The sequence below is a fragment of the Bradyrhizobium sp. CCBAU 25360 genome, from assembly GCF_028128695.1.
In the GTDB taxonomy this organism is placed as follows: Bacteria; Pseudomonadota; Alphaproteobacteria; order Rhizobiales; family Xanthobacteraceae; genus Bradyrhizobium; species Bradyrhizobium ottawaense.
This window is the reverse complement of record NZ_LBJA01000041.1, coordinates 473,695-487,528: the sequence shown is the minus strand read 5'-3', so window position 1 is coordinate 487,528 and position 13,834 is coordinate 473,695. Positions and strand designations below refer to the sequence as shown.

Here is a 13,834-nt window from a genome sequence, read left to right as displayed (position 1 = left end):
TCGGCACCCCATGACCCCGCTCCGCGCCGGCATCCTCGCGGCCCTGGTCACGCTTGTGGCCGACCAGGCCTCGAAGCTCTGGCTGCTGAACGGGTTCGACCTCGCCCGTCGCGGCGTGGTGAAGGTGACGCCGTTCTTCGACCTGGTGCTGGCCTGGAATATCGGCATCAGCTTCGGCTGGCTCCAGAACGACAGCCAGGCGGCACAGCTCGCGCTGATGGCCGTCAAGGCCATCGCCGTGGTCGCGCTGGCGATCTGGATGGCCCGCTCGCACACCCGGCTTGCCACGGTCGCGCTGGGGCTGATCATCGGCGGCGCCATCGGCAACGGCATCGACCGCCTCGCCTATGGCGCGGTGGTCGATTTCGCCCTGCTCCACATCGAGATCGGCGGAAATACCTATAATTGGTATGTGTTTAACCTCGCCGACGTGGCCATCGTTGCTGGGGTGGCGGGGCTATTGTATGATTCCTTCCTGGGGGTACCCGCCGCAAAAGCGCCCTGATCCCGGCCGATACGGACCGGCAGGTGGAACCCGGCCTTTGCGAGGGTTTGCCGCGTGCGAGCGGCGATCTGACACAATATGGAACAGGTACAGTAATGCGCAGCTCGAAGACCAGCTTTTCGATGGTTCGAGACCCCCGATCGGGGCTTTGGCAGGCGTTGAAATTGTCCGCTGTCGCGCTCGGCATCGGTCTCGTCATGTCGGCCGGCGCAGCCCGCGCCGGTGACGACGACGAGGAAGATGACGGGATGACCTTCGAAGAGAAGATCATCGACAATCTGATGTCCGGCATCGGCGCCAAGAGCATGGAAAAGCCCGGCATCGAATACCGCGAGCGCTCGCCGCTGGTGGTGCCGCCCAAGCTCGACCTGCCGCCTCCCGCGACCCAGGCCAAGGCCGCTCCGAACTGGCCCAAGGACCCCGAGGAGAAGCGCCGCAAGGAAGCCATCGCCGCGCGCAAGAAGGCGACCAAGGAAACGGAAAACTGGCAGGCCGCCCGACAGCTGACGCCTGCCGAGATGAAGGCCGGCCAGGTCGCCGCAGCCCCCCGGACAAGCAATGACCCGATCCAGCCGGGCACCAACGGCAATCCGTCACTCAGCCCCGCCGAACTCGGCTTCTCCGGCGGCCTGTGGAATATGATGAAGGGCGGCAACGCCACCGAAGAAAAGAAATTCACCGAGGAGCCGCCGCGCCAGTCGCTGGTCGAGCCGCCGCCGGGCTATCAGACGCCGTCTCCGAACTACTCCTATGGCGCCGGACCGGACAAGTCGCGGCGGACCTATTTCGACATCATGTCCGGCAAGGACAAGGAACAATAGCGTTCCTGTTCCACAGACCCGAAACCCCGCGCCGGCGCTTCATGTACGCCGGCCGAGGCGCATAAATTGCTGATCAGTAACTTGCCACCGCGTTGGGTTCTCTGCTTCGTGACGCGAAGCCTCAGCCGCACGGTGTAGCATGCCGTGCCGTCCGAGCCGGACATCCGGACCTCGGCCTTTCAAAAGGATCATGATGTCCTCTTACCGATCGGCTGCCTGCCTCTTTGCCGCGCTGCTTTCGACGAGCATCCTCTCGGCCGGCGCGGCCCTTGCCCAGACCACGGTAACATCGGCCCCGCCCGCCAACTTCACGCTCAGCAACGGCATGCAGGTCGTGGTGATCCCCGACCACCGCACGCCCGTCGTCACCGAGATGATCTGGTACAAGGTCGGCTCGGCCGACGAGACGCCGGGCAAGTCCGGCCTCGCCCACTTCCTCGAGCACCTGATGTTCAAGGGCACCTCGAAGCATCCCGTCGGCGAATTCTCCCAGACCGTGCTTCGCGTCGGCGGCAACGAGAACGCCTCGACCTCGGTCGACTACACCAACTATTACCAGCGCGTGCCGAAAGAGCAGCTGCCGACCATGATGGAGTTCGAGGCCGACCGCATGACGGGCCTCATCCTGAAGGACGAGAACGTGCTGCCCGAGCGCGACGTCGTGCTCGAAGAGTACAATATGCGCGTCGCCAACAATCCGGACGCGCGGCTGAACGAGCAGATCATGGCCGCGCTCTATCTCAATCATCCCTACGGCCGTCCCGTGATCGGCTGGCATCAGGAGATCGAGAAGCTCGACCGCGAGGACGCACTCGCCTTCTACCGCCGCTTCTATGCGCCGAACAACGCGATCCTGGTGATCGCCGGCGACGTCGAGGCCGCCGACATACGCCCGCTGGTGGAGCGCAATTTCGGCTCCATCCCGGCGCAATCAGCGATTCCGGCGCGGCGCGTCCGTCCGCAGGAGCCGGAGCCCGCCGCCCCGCGCACCGTCACGCTGGCCGACCCGCGCGTCGAGCAGCCGAGCATGCGGCGCTATTATCTGGTGCCCTCGGCAACCACGGCTGCGGCCGGTGAAAGCGCGGCACTCGACGTGTTGGCGCAGCTGATGGGCAGTGGCAGCAATTCCTATCTCTACCGCGCCCTCGTCGTCGACAAGCCGCTCGCGGTCTCCGCCAACGCCAGCTATTCGAGCATCTCACTCGACCCGACCCAGTTCGCCATCTCGGCCTCACCAAAACCCGGCGTCAGCTTTGCCGAGGTCGAGCAGGCGGTCGACGGCGTCATCGCCAATGTCGCGCAGAACCCGATCCGCGCCGAGGATCTGGAGCGGGTCAAGACCCAGCTGATCGCGGAGGCGATCTACGCCCAGGACAATCAGGCGGTGCTGGCACGCTGGTATGGCGGCGCGCTGACCACGGGCCTGTCGATCGAGGACATCAGGAGCTGGCCCGACCGCATCCGCGCGGTCACCGCCGAGCAGGTCCGCGCCGTTGCGCAGAAATGGCTCGAGAAGAAGCGCTCGGTGACGGGCTATCTGATCAAGGACACTGCCGCCACCAAGCGCGAGGAGAAGCGTTCGTGACCTATCCCTTCCTTCGACGCGCTGCATTCTCCCTTGCCACCGGCGCTGCGCTCGCGCTCGCTGCGGTCTCGCCGTCACAGGCGGCCGCAAAGATCCAGCACCTGATCTCGCCGGGCGGTATCGAAGCCTGGTTCGTGCAGGACGCAACCGTGCCGCTGATCGCCATGGAATATTCCTTTGCCGGCGGCTCGGCGCAGGATCCCAAGGACAAGCCGGGCGTCGCCAACCTGGTCGGCGACCTGCTCGACGAAGGCTCCGGCGATCTCGACTCCAAGACCTTCCACGAGCGGCTCGACCGCCGCGCCATCGAGCTCTCCTTCAGCGCCACCCGCGACACCTTCCGCGGCAGCCTGCGCATGTTGCGCGACAACAAGGACGAGGCCTTCGACCTGCTCAGGAGCGCGTTGACCTCGCCGCATTTCGACACCGCCGATGTCGAACGCATCCGCTCGCAGGTCGTCTCGGGCCTGCGCCGCGAGACCACCAATCCGACCTCGCTGGCGAGCCGCAAGTTCCTGGAGGTCGCCTTCGGCGATCATCCCTATGGCCGGCAGACCAACGGCAACCTCGACAGCGTGCCGACCATTACGGTCCCCGACATGAAAGACTATGTCGGCCGCGTGCTTGCAAAGGATGGGCTGAAGATCGCTGTCGTCGGCGACGTCGATCCGGCGACCCTCGGCAAGCTGCTCGACCATACCTTCGGCAGCCTGCCCGCCAAGGCCAACCTCACGCCGGTTCCGGACGTCGAGGCCGCAAAGCCGCCGCAGCGCGCCTTCGTGACGCTCGACGTGCCGCAGACCGTGATCACATTCGGTGGCCCAGGGGTGAAGCGCAGCGATCCGAACTTCATGGCGGCCTATGTCGTCAATCACATCCTCGGCGGCGGTGGCTTGTCCTCCAGGCTCTATCGCGAGGTCCGCGAGAAGCGAGGCCTGGCCTATTCGGTGTTCGAATCGCTGCTCTGGATGGAGCATTCGGCGGTGTTCATCGGCAATACCGGCACGCGCGCCGACCGCGCCGGCGACACCATCGACGCCATCGACAAGGAAGTGCGCCGGATCGCCGAGGAAGGCCCGACGCAGAAGGAGCTCGACGAGGCCAAGTCCTACCTCAAGGGCTCGCAGATGCTGGCGCTCGACACCTCCTCCAAGCTGGCGCAGGCGCTGCTGCAGTACCAGCAGGACAAGCTGCCGATCGACTATATCGAGAAGCGCAATGCCATCGTCGACGCCGTGACGCTGGACGACGCCAAGGCCGCCGCCAAGCGCCTTTGGGGCCAGGGTCTCCTGACCGTCGTCGTCGGCCGCGCCCCGCAGGCCGCGGCGCAGCCGTCCGCGGCTCCGGCGACGAAGTCGAACTGACGTCCCTCTCGGATGTCCTGAAATGGCCGGGCTCGCCCGGCCATTTGCGTTTCCACCAAGCACCATTGCCCAATGCAGACGTCCGCGATATGTCCGGACATCACGAATGGTGCCATCATGCTGCGGATATCCCGCGATCTCGTCATCGACGAGGACGACATCGAGATCGGCTTTGTCCGTGCTTCCGGCCCGGGCGGGCAGAACGTCAACAAGGTCGCGACCTCGGCGCAGCTGCGCTTCGACGCGCGCAAGCTGACCCTGCCGGAGGATGCGGCGATTCGGCTCGCCCGCCTCGCCGGTCAGCGCATGACCAAGGACGGCGTGATCGTGATCCAGGCGCAGCGCTTCCGTACCCAGGAGCGCAACCGCCAGGATGCCATCGACCGCCTCACGGAGATGCTGCGCGAAGCCATGGTGCGGCCAAAGCCGCGTCGGGCGACAAAGCCGACTTTTGGCTCAAAGCAGCGCCGGCTCGACGGCAAGAAGCGCCGCAGCGACGTCAAGGCCGGACGCGGCGGGCGCTTCGACGACTAATTAGCGCGGCAAAAAACTCCGGCCGCGAGGCGACCGGAGTTGTGCCGTCTTACGCGGCTGGACTAGTAACGCTTGGAAGGGGCTGCGCCGCCCGTCGCCGCATCGTCGGCCGTTCCCTTGTGCGCAGCGCTGCCTGTGGTGCCGACCGTACCCCTGGTGCCCTTGGTCGATTTCATGCCGGCCTTCTCGCCCGCCGCGCCCGGCTGAGCATTCATCTCCTCGTCGCCGTTGCCCATCGTGCCGCCTTGCATGGGTTTGCTCTGCACGGTGCCGCCCGGCTTGGCGGTGGGGGGCGCGCTTTGCGCGAGAACGGGCGTCGCAATGAGAGCCGACAGAGCGCATGCGATCATCGAGGTCTTGACCAACTTCATCCATTTCTCCTGGATTTTTTCGCGATGAATGGCCCGGCGGCTTTCGCGCCGCTCGTCTGTACCGGGCCATTGCATCGCGTCGAGAATTCGAGCGGCGCAATCGTCATGCAATGCGCATGGTGTGGTGATCGTTTAGGGATTTGACGGCGGTTTCGCGGAATTGTGCTCCGCATATAAGGCGGCGCGGAACACGCGCGACCCACGAGCATCTCCGCGCGCAACGAAACAGCCCGCTACTACCACCGCCCATCTGACGCCGCCTAGAGTTTGCGCAGGTTGATGTGGATGGGCGGCTCTAGACGATGCGCGCGTTCGTGCTGGGATTGTGCACCGCGATGGTGCTGGTGGTGCGGGTTGCCGACGCGCAAATGCCTTTGCCGGCCGCGATGCCGCCAGCTGGCGCGACACTCTTCAAGCAACAATGCGCGGCGTGCCACACGTTGAGCCTGTCGGAGCCGGCGCGCCAGGGACCGCCGCTGCTCAAGGTCGTGGGCCGTCCCGCCGGCAAGGTCGAGGGCTTCAGGTATTCGCAAGGCCTCGCGAACGCGGATTTCACCTGGGACGAAGCCCGGCTCGACGCGTGGCTGACCAATCCGCAAGCCGTCATTCCCGGCGTCGTCATGGCCTACCGGCAAGGCAAGCCGGAGACGCGCGCCGCCATCATCGCTTACCTGAAGGAGCAGCACTGAATGGCAAAGCCGGTGCATTCCATGATCCGCGTGCTTGATGAAGCGCGCTCGCTCGACTTCTACCGGCGTGCCTTCGGCCTCGAAGTCGCCGACCATCTGAAATTCGCGGACTTCGCCCTGATCTATCTGCGTCATCCCTCCTCACCTTTCGAGGTCGAGCTGACGGTGAATTTCGATCGCAAGGAGCCGTACCAGCCCGGCGACGGCTACGGCCATCTCGCCGTCGTGGTCGAGGATCTCGAGACCGAGCATGCCCGCTTCGAGCGCGAGAAGCTCGCGCCAGGGCCCTTACGCGATTTCAAGCACGACGGCAGGACGCTGGCGCGCTTCTTCTTCGTCAGCGATCCCGATGGCTACAAGATCGAGGTGATCCAGCGGGGCGGACGTTTCAACTGATCCAATCATAAAATCAAAATTGACGGAGGAATGCCATGAGAGAAGTCGATCGTCGAAGCAAGCACAGCCGCCGCGTCTTTCTCAAGGGCGCGGCGACCGCCGTGCCGGTCGTGGCCGTCGCGACCAGCGTCGCTGTGAGCATCGAGGATGCGTGGGCCGATGATTCCAGCGCGCTCTCGCCCGCAACGATGAAGACATTGCTGAAAGTCGCGCGCGACATCTACCCGCACGACGTGCTCGGCGACAACTACTACATCACCGCGATCAAGCCGTGGGACGGCAAGGCGGCGAAGGATCCCGTCGTCAAGTCGCTGATCAGCGACGGCATCACGCGGCTAGATCAGAATGCGCGGGATCGCCACAAGCTGCCCTATGTCGAAGTGCCATGGGAAGCCGACCGTGTGGTGCTCTTGAAGGAGATTGAGGGAAGCGACTTCTTCCAGAAGGTGCGCGGCGACCTCATCGTGTCGCTCTACAACCAGAAGGAGGTCTGGCCACGCTTCGGCTACGAGGGCTCCTCGGCCGAGCACGGCGGCTACATCAACCGTGGCTTCGCCGACATCGACTGGCTGCCGAAGGCTTGAGACCCACCCCAACGGTTCAGGAGAACGCATATGGCAAAATTCGATCTGAACGACTCCAGCGTTGTGGTGATCGTCGGCTCCGGTGCCGGCGGCGGCACGCTGGGCAACGAGCTCGCGCAGAAGGGCGTCAAGGTGGTTATTCTCGAAGCGGGTCCCCGCATCGAGAACCACGACTTCGTCAACGACGAATGGGAGAGTTTTTCCCAGCTCGCCTGGACCGATGCACGCACCACGTCGGGCACGTGGCGCGTCGCCAAGGATTTTTCCGGCCTTCCCGCCTGGATCGTCAAGGCGGTCGGCGGCTCGACGACCCATTGGGCCGGCGCCTCGCTGCGCTTCGACGAGCACGAGTTCAGGGTGAAGAGCACCTACGGCAACCTTCCCGGCGCAAACCTCCTCGACTGGCCGGTTACCCTCGCCGAAATGGAGCCGTGGTACGCCAAGGCCGAGAACAAGATGGGCGTGACCCGCACCAACGGCATTCCCGGCCTTCCCGGCAACAATAATTTCAAGGTGCTGGAAGCCGGCGCCAGGAAGCTCGGCTACAAGACCGTGCACACCGGCAACATGGCGATCAACAGCCAACCGCGCGACGGCCGCGGCGCCTGCCAGCAGATCGGCTTCTGCTTCCAGGGCTGCAAATCCGGCGCGAAATGGTCGACGCTCTATACCGAGATCCCCAAGGGCGAGGCGACCGGCAATCTCGAAGTGCGACCGAGCAGCATGGCGATCAAGATCGAGCATGACGCTGGGGGCAAGGTCACCGGCGTCGTCTACGCCGACGAGAACGGCGCGATGCAACGGCAGAAGGCGCGCATCGTCGCGGTCGCCGGCAATTCGATCGAGAGCCCGCGGCTGCTGCTCAACAGCGCCTCGACCATGTTCCCCGACGGCCTTGGCAACTCATCGGGCCAGGTCGGCCGCAACTACATGCGGCACATGACCGGCAGCGTCTATGCCGTATTCGAGAAGTCCGTGCACATGTATCGCGGCACCACCATGGCCGGGATCATCCGCGATGAAGCCGCCAACAATCCGAAGCGCGGCTTCGTCGGCGGCTACGAGATGGAGACGCTGTCGATCGGGCTGCCGTTCATGGCGGCGTTCCTCAATCCCGGCGCCTGGGGCCGTCCATTCACCGCAGCGCTCGACGGTTATCCCAGGATGGCCGGCATGTGGCTGGTCGGCGAGGACATGCCGCAGGAGACCAACCGCATCACGCTCGACCCTCGCGTGAAGGACAAGTTCGGGCAGCCGGTCGCGAGCGTACATTTCGACGATCATCCCAACGATCTCGCGATGCGCGCGCACGCCTACAAGCAGGGCGCTGCGGTCTACGACGCCGTCGGCGCCACCGTGACCTATCCGACGCCGCCCTATCCGAGCACCCACAATCTCGGCACCAACCGCATGAGCGAGAAGCCGCGCGACGGCGTCGTCAACAAGTTCGGACAGAGCCACGACGTCAAGAACCTGTTCGTCTCGGACGGCAGCCAGTTCACCAGCGGGGCTGCCTGCAACCCGACGCTGACCATCGTCGCGCTGGCGATCCGGCAGGCGGATTACATTGCGGGGGCGATGCAGAAGAAGGAGATTTGAGGAAGGGGTGTTGTCACCGCGCCAGCGATGGCGACGTTGAGGGATTGCGTATCCACACCCAAGGTGTCGTCCCGGCGAACGCCGGGACCCATAACCACAGGGAGACATTTGGCGAAGATTGATCGTTCGGTACACCGACCTTCTGCAACACCGAGATCACGCGGTATGGGTCCCGGCGTTCGCCGGGACGACATTGTGGAAGCGTGCTCGCGCCTACCTGCTACTCCGCCGCATCGAGAATCGGTGCCACCGTCGCCTTGAACTCCGGCACCGTCGCCATGCTCTTCGAGCGATAGATCAGACACGAGCAGCGCAGCAGCGAGGCGAAATTGTTGACCTCGCCGTGATGGTCGAGGACCTCGTTGTAGAGCGTGGTCAGGAACTTGCCGACGCTCATATGCTCCCTGGCAGCGATCTCCTCCAGCGTATCCCAGAACGCCATTTCCAGCCGGATAGAGGTGCAATGGCCGCCGATCCGCAAGGAGCGGGTCTGGGATTCGTAGTCGCCCTGGGGCTGATGCGCAAAGAGATGGCACATGGCGTCCTCCCGTCCTGTTACCGTTTTTTCACGATGCTACACCGCTGCCCGGCGCCTCACAATCCGGACCGTCGTCGGATGTCGGCCGATCCCGGTTGCGCAACTTTCTCGAACGCTCAATGTCTTCAATGTGATAGGTAGCCCTCTTCCCCAGGCGGCTGCACCGCTGTTGCCCAACACATGCTTTTGACGCAACACGGCCTAGAATAGCGCCGTCCGCGAATCCAGATTCGTAAGCCTAAACTCAGAACCTCATGCCCGTCCGCCAATTGCCAGAACAGGTCGTCAACCGCATCGCCGCCGGTGAGGTGGTCGAGCGGCCGGCGAGCGTGGTCAAGGAGCTGGTCGAGAACGCCATCGATGCCGGCGCGAGCCGGATCGACGTCTTCACCGACGGCGGCGGGCGGCGGCGGATCGGCATCACCGATGACGGCGGCGGCATGACCGCGAAAGACCTCGCGCTCGCGGTCGAGCGCCACGCCACGTCCAAGCTCGACGACGAGGATCTGCTGCAGATCCGCACGCTCGGGTTCCGCGGCGAGGCGCTGCCCTCGATCGGCTCGGTGGCACGACTGTCCATCACCACCCGGCATGCCGGTGAGCCGCACGCCTGGGCGCTCACGGTCGAGGGCGGCGAGAAGTCCGAGATCATGCCGGCGGCGCTGGCGCATGGCACCCGTGTCGAGGTTGGCGACCTCTTCTATGCGACGCCGGCCCGGCTGAAATTTTTGAAGACCGACCGCACCGAGGCCGAGGCGATCCGCGAAGTGGTCAGGCGCCTCGCGATGGCGCGGCCCGATATCGCCTTCACGCTCGCGGGCGAAGAGCGCGCACCGGTGACTTGGGCTGCCGCGCTGCCCGGCGCGGCCGGACGGCTGACGCGGCTCGGCGACATTCTGGGCGCTGAGTTTCGCAGCCATGCCTTCGAGGTCCATGCCGAACGCGAGGGCGTGGTGGTCAGCGGCTATGCCGCAGCTCCCGCACTGACCAAAGCCAATGCGCTCGGGCAATATCTCTTCGTCAACGGCCGCCCGGTCCGCGACAAGCTGATCCTGGGCGCGGTGCGCGGCGCCTATGCCGACTATCTGCCACGCGACCGGCATCCCGTGCTGGCGCTGTTCGTCACGCTGGATCCGCGCGAGGTTGACGCCAACGTCCATCCGGCCAAAACCGAAGTGCGCTTCCGCAACGCCGGCCTCGTCCGCGCGCTGATCGTGCACGGGCTGAAGGAAGGCCTCGCGCGCGAGGGCCGGCGCACCGCCGCCAACAGCGGTGAGAGCGCGTTGTCCTCGTTCCGGCCGGCCTTCACGCCGCCGCGCCCCGCAAGCTGGGACTGGCGGGCTTCGCCGTCCGCGCCCGTTGCGCCGATGCCGTCATTTGAAGGTGCCGCCGCACCCGCTTTCGCAGAGCGCACGCAGGCCGCCTTCGACGTCGGCACGCCCAGTGCGGACGTGAGGATCGAGTCGCAGCCCGTCAGCGACCTCGTCGACCGCCCGCTCGGCGCGGCCCGCACGCAGATCCACGAGACCTACATCGTCTCGCAGACCCGCGACGGATTGATCATCGTCGACCAGCACGCCGCGCATGAGCGCATCGTCTATGAGCGGTTGAAGGCCTCGCTGGCTGCGAACGGCGTGCAGCGGCAGATCCTCTTGATCCCCGAGATCGTCGAGATGGACGAGGCGACGGTCGAGCGCCTCCTGGAGCGCAGCGAGGAGCTCGCATCGTTCGGCCTCGCCATCGAATCCTTCGGCCCCGGCGCGGTCGCGGTGCGCGAGACACCCTCGCTGCTCGGCAAGACCAATGCGGGCGGCCTCTTGCGCGATCTCTCCGAGCACATGGCCGAATGGGACCAGGCGCTGCCGCTGGAGCGCCGCCTGATGCACGTCGCGGCGACCATGGCCTGCCACGGCTCGGTGCGCGCCGGCCGCAGGCTGCGGCCGGAAGAGATGAACGCCCTGCTCCGCGAGATGGAGGACACCCCGAACTCCGGGCAGTGCAACCACGGCCGGCCGACCTATGTCGAGCTGAAGCTGAGCGATGTGGAGAAACTGTTCGGGCGAAGGTGACGGTGCCGTGGTGACGGTGCCGTAGGGTGGGCAAAGCGTAGCGTGCCCACCACCTCTCTCGATCATGCGGAGATCGTGGGCACGGCGCGTTGCGCCTTTGCCCACCCTACGAGAGCGAGACTACGGCTTCCTCAAAAACACGAACTCCGTGTCGTCATACGCCCGCCGCTCCAATTCCTCGTAACCTTCCGGCGTCGCGAACTGCGCGGCCTTCGCCTCCTCCACCACCAGCAGCGCGCCGGGCGTGAGCCAGCCGCCATCGCGCAAGCTTGCCAGCGCCTTCTCCGCAAAGCCCTTGCCATAGGGCGGATCGAGGAACGCGAGCGAGAACGGCTCGACGGGATGCGCGGGGCCGAGATCGGTCGCATCGCGGCGATAGACTTTCGTCACGCCGCCGAGGCCGAGCGACTCGACGTTATTGCGCAGCAGCGCCCGCGCTTCCGCGCCATTATCGACGAACAGCGTGAACTTCGCCCCGCGCGACGACGCCTCGATGCCGAGCGCGCCGGTGCCGGCGAAGAGATCGAGCACGCGCGCGTCTTCAATCGGATCGTCATAGGCATGCACGAGGATGTTGAACACGGACTCGCGCAGGCGGTCCGCCGTGGGGCGGATGTCGCGCGAGGACGGTGAGGCGAGATTGCGCCCCTTCAAACGACCGCCGACGACGCGCAAGCTAGTCCTCCTTCGGCGTCAGGTCGCGCTTGCCGTGATACCCGCGTTTCGGACGGCGCGGCGGGCCGTAGCCGTTGGCTTCCTCCTCGTTGCGCTCGCGCGCCTCCTCGCTGCCGGTGCGCTGCACCAGCACGCGGCGGCCCTTGCGGTCGTTGATCACCGCGCGCTTGCTGGCGGGCTTCGCCTCGCGCGGCGCATCGTCGACGCGCGACGAGGATTTCGAGGGCACGTCGAACTGCGCCCCCGACTTCTCGATCACCTTGTCGCCGAGCTGGTCGCGCAGCACGCGCGACTTGATCTCCTCGACCTGACCTTCGGGCACCTCGCCGAGCTGGAACGGACCGTAGGAAACCCGGATCAGCCGGTTCACCTCGAGCCCGAGATGGGCGCAGACATTGCGCACCTCGCGATTCTTGCCTTCGCGGATCGCGAACACCAGCCAGACGTTGGCGCCCTGGTCGCGCTCCAGCGTCGCTTCGATCGGACCGTATTTGACGCCCTCGACCTCGATGCCGTTCTTGAGCTCGTCGAGCTGCGCCTGGGTGACGTCGCCATGGGCGCGGACGCGGTAGCGGCGCAGCCAGCCGGTGTCCGGCAGCTCGAGCGTCCGCGCGAGGCCGCCGTCATTGGTGAGCAGCAGCAGGCCCTCGGTATTGAAATCGAGCCGGCCGATCGAGATCAGCCGCGGCAGGCCTTCGGGCAGATTGTCGAACACGGTCGGACGACCCTCGGGATCGTCATGCGTGGTCATCAGCCCGCGCGGCTTGTGATAGAGGAACAGCCGCGTGCGCTCGCGCTCCGGCAACGGCTTTCCGTCGACCAGAACGACGTCGTTCTTTGTAATGTCGAGCGCCGGCGAGTTGATGACGCGGCCGTTGACGGTGACGCGGCCCTGCGTGACCATCTCCTCGGCATCGCGGCGCGAGGCAAGCCCCGCGCGGGCCAGCGCCTTGGCGATGCGCTCGCCGGCCTTCTTCGGCTTTGGCTCTTCTTCCCGGCGCGGCCGCCGGTCGAAATCACGGTCGCGCTCGCGATAGGCGCCGCGGCCGCCGAAGGCGGGGCGTTTCTCGAAAATCCTGCTATCGTCTTCGTTTTCACGGCGCGGGCGATCACCGAAACGGCCTTCGCTGCGCGGATGCTCGTGCCAATCGGAACGGCCTTCCGACCGCTCGCGCGGACGATTGAATTTCGGCCGGTCACCGCCACGCCCGCCGCGGTCGCCATCGCCATCGCGACGGGGCCGATCGAATTTCGGACGGTCCTCGCGCGGCCGATCGAATTTGGGCCGCTCGCGGAACGGACGATCGCCCGATGTGCGATCGTCGCGCGAGCGCGAGAACCGCGGACGGTCCTCGCCGCTACCTTGACGGTCGTCGCGCTTCTGCCAGGGCTTGTCCTCGCCGCGATCACGGCCGCCGAAATCCTTGCGCGGGCCTTTGCCAAAATCCTTGCGCGGCGGACGATCGCCACGCGGACGGTCGTCGCGCTTCTGCCACGGCTTGGAATCGGAGCGCTCGCCGCGGTCGCGATCAGGACCGCCCCGCGAGAACTTCCGCTCGCCGTCGAACTTGCGTTCCGGGCGATCGCCACGCGGCGCATAGGGCTTCTTGTCGCCAAACTTTCTGTCACCGGTCCGGCCGGCGGGGCGGGAATCGTCGCGATCCCTGCGCGGCGGACGGTCGTCGCGGCCATAGGAGGGGCGATCACCGCGCGGCTTGAAGGGACGCTTCTCGCCATCACGCGAGGAGCGATCGGAAAACGGACGGTCGCCACGCGGCTTGAAGCTGCGCTCGCCGCGACCCTCGCTGCCGCGGTCATCGCGCTTGAAGCGGGGACGGTCGGAAAAATCGCGGCGCGGGGCATCGCCCTCCTCGCGGCGGCGGAAGGGTTGACCCTCGCGGGGCGCGCGGCTGTCGCGGTCGCCACGGGGCGGGCGGCTGTCGCGATCGCCCCTCCCTTCGCTCTTGCCCTCAAAACCGCGCTTGGCGAACTTCTTCTCGGGGCCGCGCGCCTTGCCGGAACGGCCGCCTTTGGCCGGGCCTCGCCGGCCGCGGGAATCGTTGTCTTTGTCGCTGTCGCGAGGCATGAATAATCTCACTCAAGG

At 66.0% G+C, this 13,834-nt stretch carries 14 protein-coding genes; 10 read left to right on the top strand and 4 right to left on the bottom strand.

The genetic code is table 11. The features are described from left to right. The first annotated feature begins 10 nt into the window (after positions 1 to 10). The 5 genes from lspA to arfB all read left to right on the top strand — a co-directional run bounded on the left by lspA (position 11) and on the right by arfB (position 4,809). Positions 11 to 505, top strand: a complete 495-nt coding sequence (lspA, locus tag XH81_RS23925) for a signal peptidase II (RefSeq protein ID WP_028140139.1) — start codon at positions 11 to 13, stop codon at positions 503 to 505. A gap of 95 nt (positions 506 to 600) precedes the next feature. After that, positions 601 to 1,326 (top strand): hypothetical protein, encoded by a 726-nt coding sequence (locus XH81_RS23920; RefSeq protein ID WP_028140138.1) that lies wholly within the window; start codon positions 601 to 603, stop codon positions 1,324 to 1,326. A 190-nt stretch (positions 1,327 to 1,516) separates the two neighbouring features. Then, on the top strand, positions 1,517 to 2,911 hold the full coding sequence (locus tag XH81_RS23915; protein ID WP_442868203.1) for a M16 family metallopeptidase: 1,395 nt from the start codon (positions 1,517 to 1,519) through the stop codon (positions 2,909 to 2,911). After that, positions 2,908 to 4,275 carry a M16 family metallopeptidase gene (locus XH81_RS23910; protein WP_028140136.1) on the top strand — a complete coding sequence of 456 codons (1,368 nt, stop codon included), beginning with the start codon at positions 2,908 to 2,910 and terminating at the stop codon, positions 4,273 to 4,275. The genes XH81_RS23915 and XH81_RS23910 overlap by 4 nt, the downstream gene beginning before the upstream one ends. 117 nt (positions 4,276 to 4,392) lie before the next feature. Next, entirely contained in the window at positions 4,393 to 4,809 is a 417-nt protein-coding gene (gene arfB / locus XH81_RS23905; RefSeq protein WP_028140135.1) for an alternative ribosome rescue aminoacyl-tRNA hydrolase ArfB, read from the top strand. Between the two features lie 62 nt (positions 4,810 to 4,871). Here arfB and XH81_RS23900 read toward each other — a convergent pair whose 3' ends face one another. Continuing rightward, positions 4,872 to 5,180: a hypothetical protein gene (locus XH81_RS23900; protein WP_038947481.1), complete on the bottom strand. Its 309-nt coding sequence runs from the start codon at positions 5,178 to 5,180 to the stop codon at positions 4,872 to 4,874. Between the two features lie 335 nt (positions 5,181 to 5,515). Between XH81_RS23900 and XH81_RS23895 the strand changes: the two genes are divergently transcribed. From XH81_RS23895 to XH81_RS23880, 4 genes are read left to right on the top strand one after another with little or no spacing between them, the layout of a single operon-like run. Further along, positions 5,516 to 5,869 carry a c-type cytochrome gene (locus XH81_RS23895; protein ID WP_333913676.1) on the top strand — a complete coding sequence of 118 codons (354 nt, stop codon included), beginning with the start codon at positions 5,516 to 5,518 and terminating at the stop codon, positions 5,867 to 5,869. After that, positions 5,870 to 6,265 carry a VOC family protein gene (locus tag XH81_RS23890; protein ID WP_028140132.1) on the top strand — a complete coding sequence of 132 codons (396 nt, stop codon included), beginning with the start codon at positions 5,870 to 5,872 and terminating at the stop codon, positions 6,263 to 6,265. A 35-nt stretch (positions 6,266 to 6,300) separates the two neighbouring features. Continuing rightward, positions 6,301 to 6,849, top strand: a complete 549-nt coding sequence (locus XH81_RS23885) for a Twin-arginine translocation pathway signal (RefSeq protein ID WP_097669105.1) — start codon at positions 6,301 to 6,303, stop codon at positions 6,847 to 6,849. Positions 6,850 to 6,879: 30 nt separating this feature from the next. Next, complete coding sequence (locus XH81_RS23880) at positions 6,880 to 8,448, top strand: GMC family oxidoreductase (RefSeq protein ID WP_038971149.1); 1,569 nt, start codon at positions 6,880 to 6,882, stop codon at positions 8,446 to 8,448. Between the two features lie 220 nt (positions 8,449 to 8,668). Here the strand turns inward: XH81_RS23880 and XH81_RS23875 are convergent, their stop codons facing one another. Continuing rightward, entirely contained in the window at positions 8,669 to 8,986 is a 318-nt protein-coding gene (locus tag XH81_RS23875) for a ribbon-helix-helix domain-containing protein (protein ID WP_097669104.1), read from the bottom strand. A 254-nt stretch (positions 8,987 to 9,240) separates the two neighbouring features. On the opposite strand from XH81_RS23875, the gene mutL reads away from it, so the two are divergent. Then, a complete protein-coding gene (gene mutL, locus XH81_RS23870; RefSeq protein WP_097669103.1) occupies positions 9,241 to 11,055 on the top strand; it encodes a DNA mismatch repair endonuclease MutL in 1,815 nt (604 codons plus the stop codon). A 120-nt stretch (positions 11,056 to 11,175) separates the two neighbouring features. Here the strand turns inward: mutL and rsmD are convergent, their stop codons facing one another. Together rsmD and XH81_RS23860 are read right to left on the bottom strand one after the other, a co-directional pair. Next, a complete protein-coding gene (gene rsmD, locus XH81_RS23865; RefSeq protein WP_097669102.1) occupies positions 11,176 to 11,730 on the bottom strand; it encodes a 16S rRNA (guanine(966)-N(2))-methyltransferase RsmD in 555 nt (184 codons plus the stop codon). Position 11,731: 1 nt separating this feature from the next. Further along, complete coding sequence (locus tag XH81_RS23860) at positions 11,732 to 13,816, bottom strand: pseudouridine synthase (RefSeq protein WP_173015921.1); 2,085 nt, start codon at positions 13,814 to 13,816, stop codon at positions 11,732 to 11,734. Positions 13,817 to 13,834 lie beyond the last annotated feature (18 nt).

Bases quoted from the DNA above. Each gene is read 5' to 3' on its own strand.
- lspA (WP_028140139.1), top strand. From the start codon at position 11: ATGACCCCGCTCCGCGCCGGCATCCTCGCGGCCCTGGTCACGCTTGTG.
- XH81_RS23920 (WP_028140138.1), top strand. From the start codon at position 601: ATGCGCAGCTCGAAGACCAGCTTTTCGATGGTTCGAGACCCCCGATCG.
- XH81_RS23915 (WP_442868203.1), top strand. From the start codon at position 1,517: ATGATGTCCTCTTACCGATCGGCTGCCTGCCTCTTTGCCGCGCTGCTT.
- arfB (WP_028140135.1), top strand. From the start codon at position 4,393: ATGCTGCGGATATCCCGCGATCTCGTCATCGACGAGGACGACATCGAG.
- XH81_RS23900 (WP_038947481.1), bottom strand. From the start codon at position 5,180: ATGAAGTTGGTCAAGACCTCGATGATCGCATGCGCTCTGTCGGCTCTC.
- XH81_RS23895 (WP_333913676.1), top strand. From the start codon at position 5,516: ATGGTGCTGGTGGTGCGGGTTGCCGACGCGCAAATGCCTTTGCCGGCC.
- XH81_RS23890 (WP_028140132.1), top strand. From the start codon at position 5,870: ATGGCAAAGCCGGTGCATTCCATGATCCGCGTGCTTGATGAAGCGCGC.
- XH81_RS23885 (WP_097669105.1), top strand. From the start codon at position 6,301: ATGAGAGAAGTCGATCGTCGAAGCAAGCACAGCCGCCGCGTCTTTCTC.
- XH81_RS23880 (WP_038971149.1), top strand. From the start codon at position 6,880: ATGGCAAAATTCGATCTGAACGACTCCAGCGTTGTGGTGATCGTCGGC.
- XH81_RS23875 (WP_097669104.1), bottom strand. From the start codon at position 8,986: ATGTGCCATCTCTTTGCGCATCAGCCCCAGGGCGACTACGAATCCCAG.
- mutL (WP_097669103.1), top strand. From the start codon at position 9,241: ATGCCCGTCCGCCAATTGCCAGAACAGGTCGTCAACCGCATCGCCGCC.
- XH81_RS23860 (WP_173015921.1), bottom strand. From the start codon at position 13,816: ATGCCTCGCGACAGCGACAAAGACAACGATTCCCGCGGCCGGCGAGGC.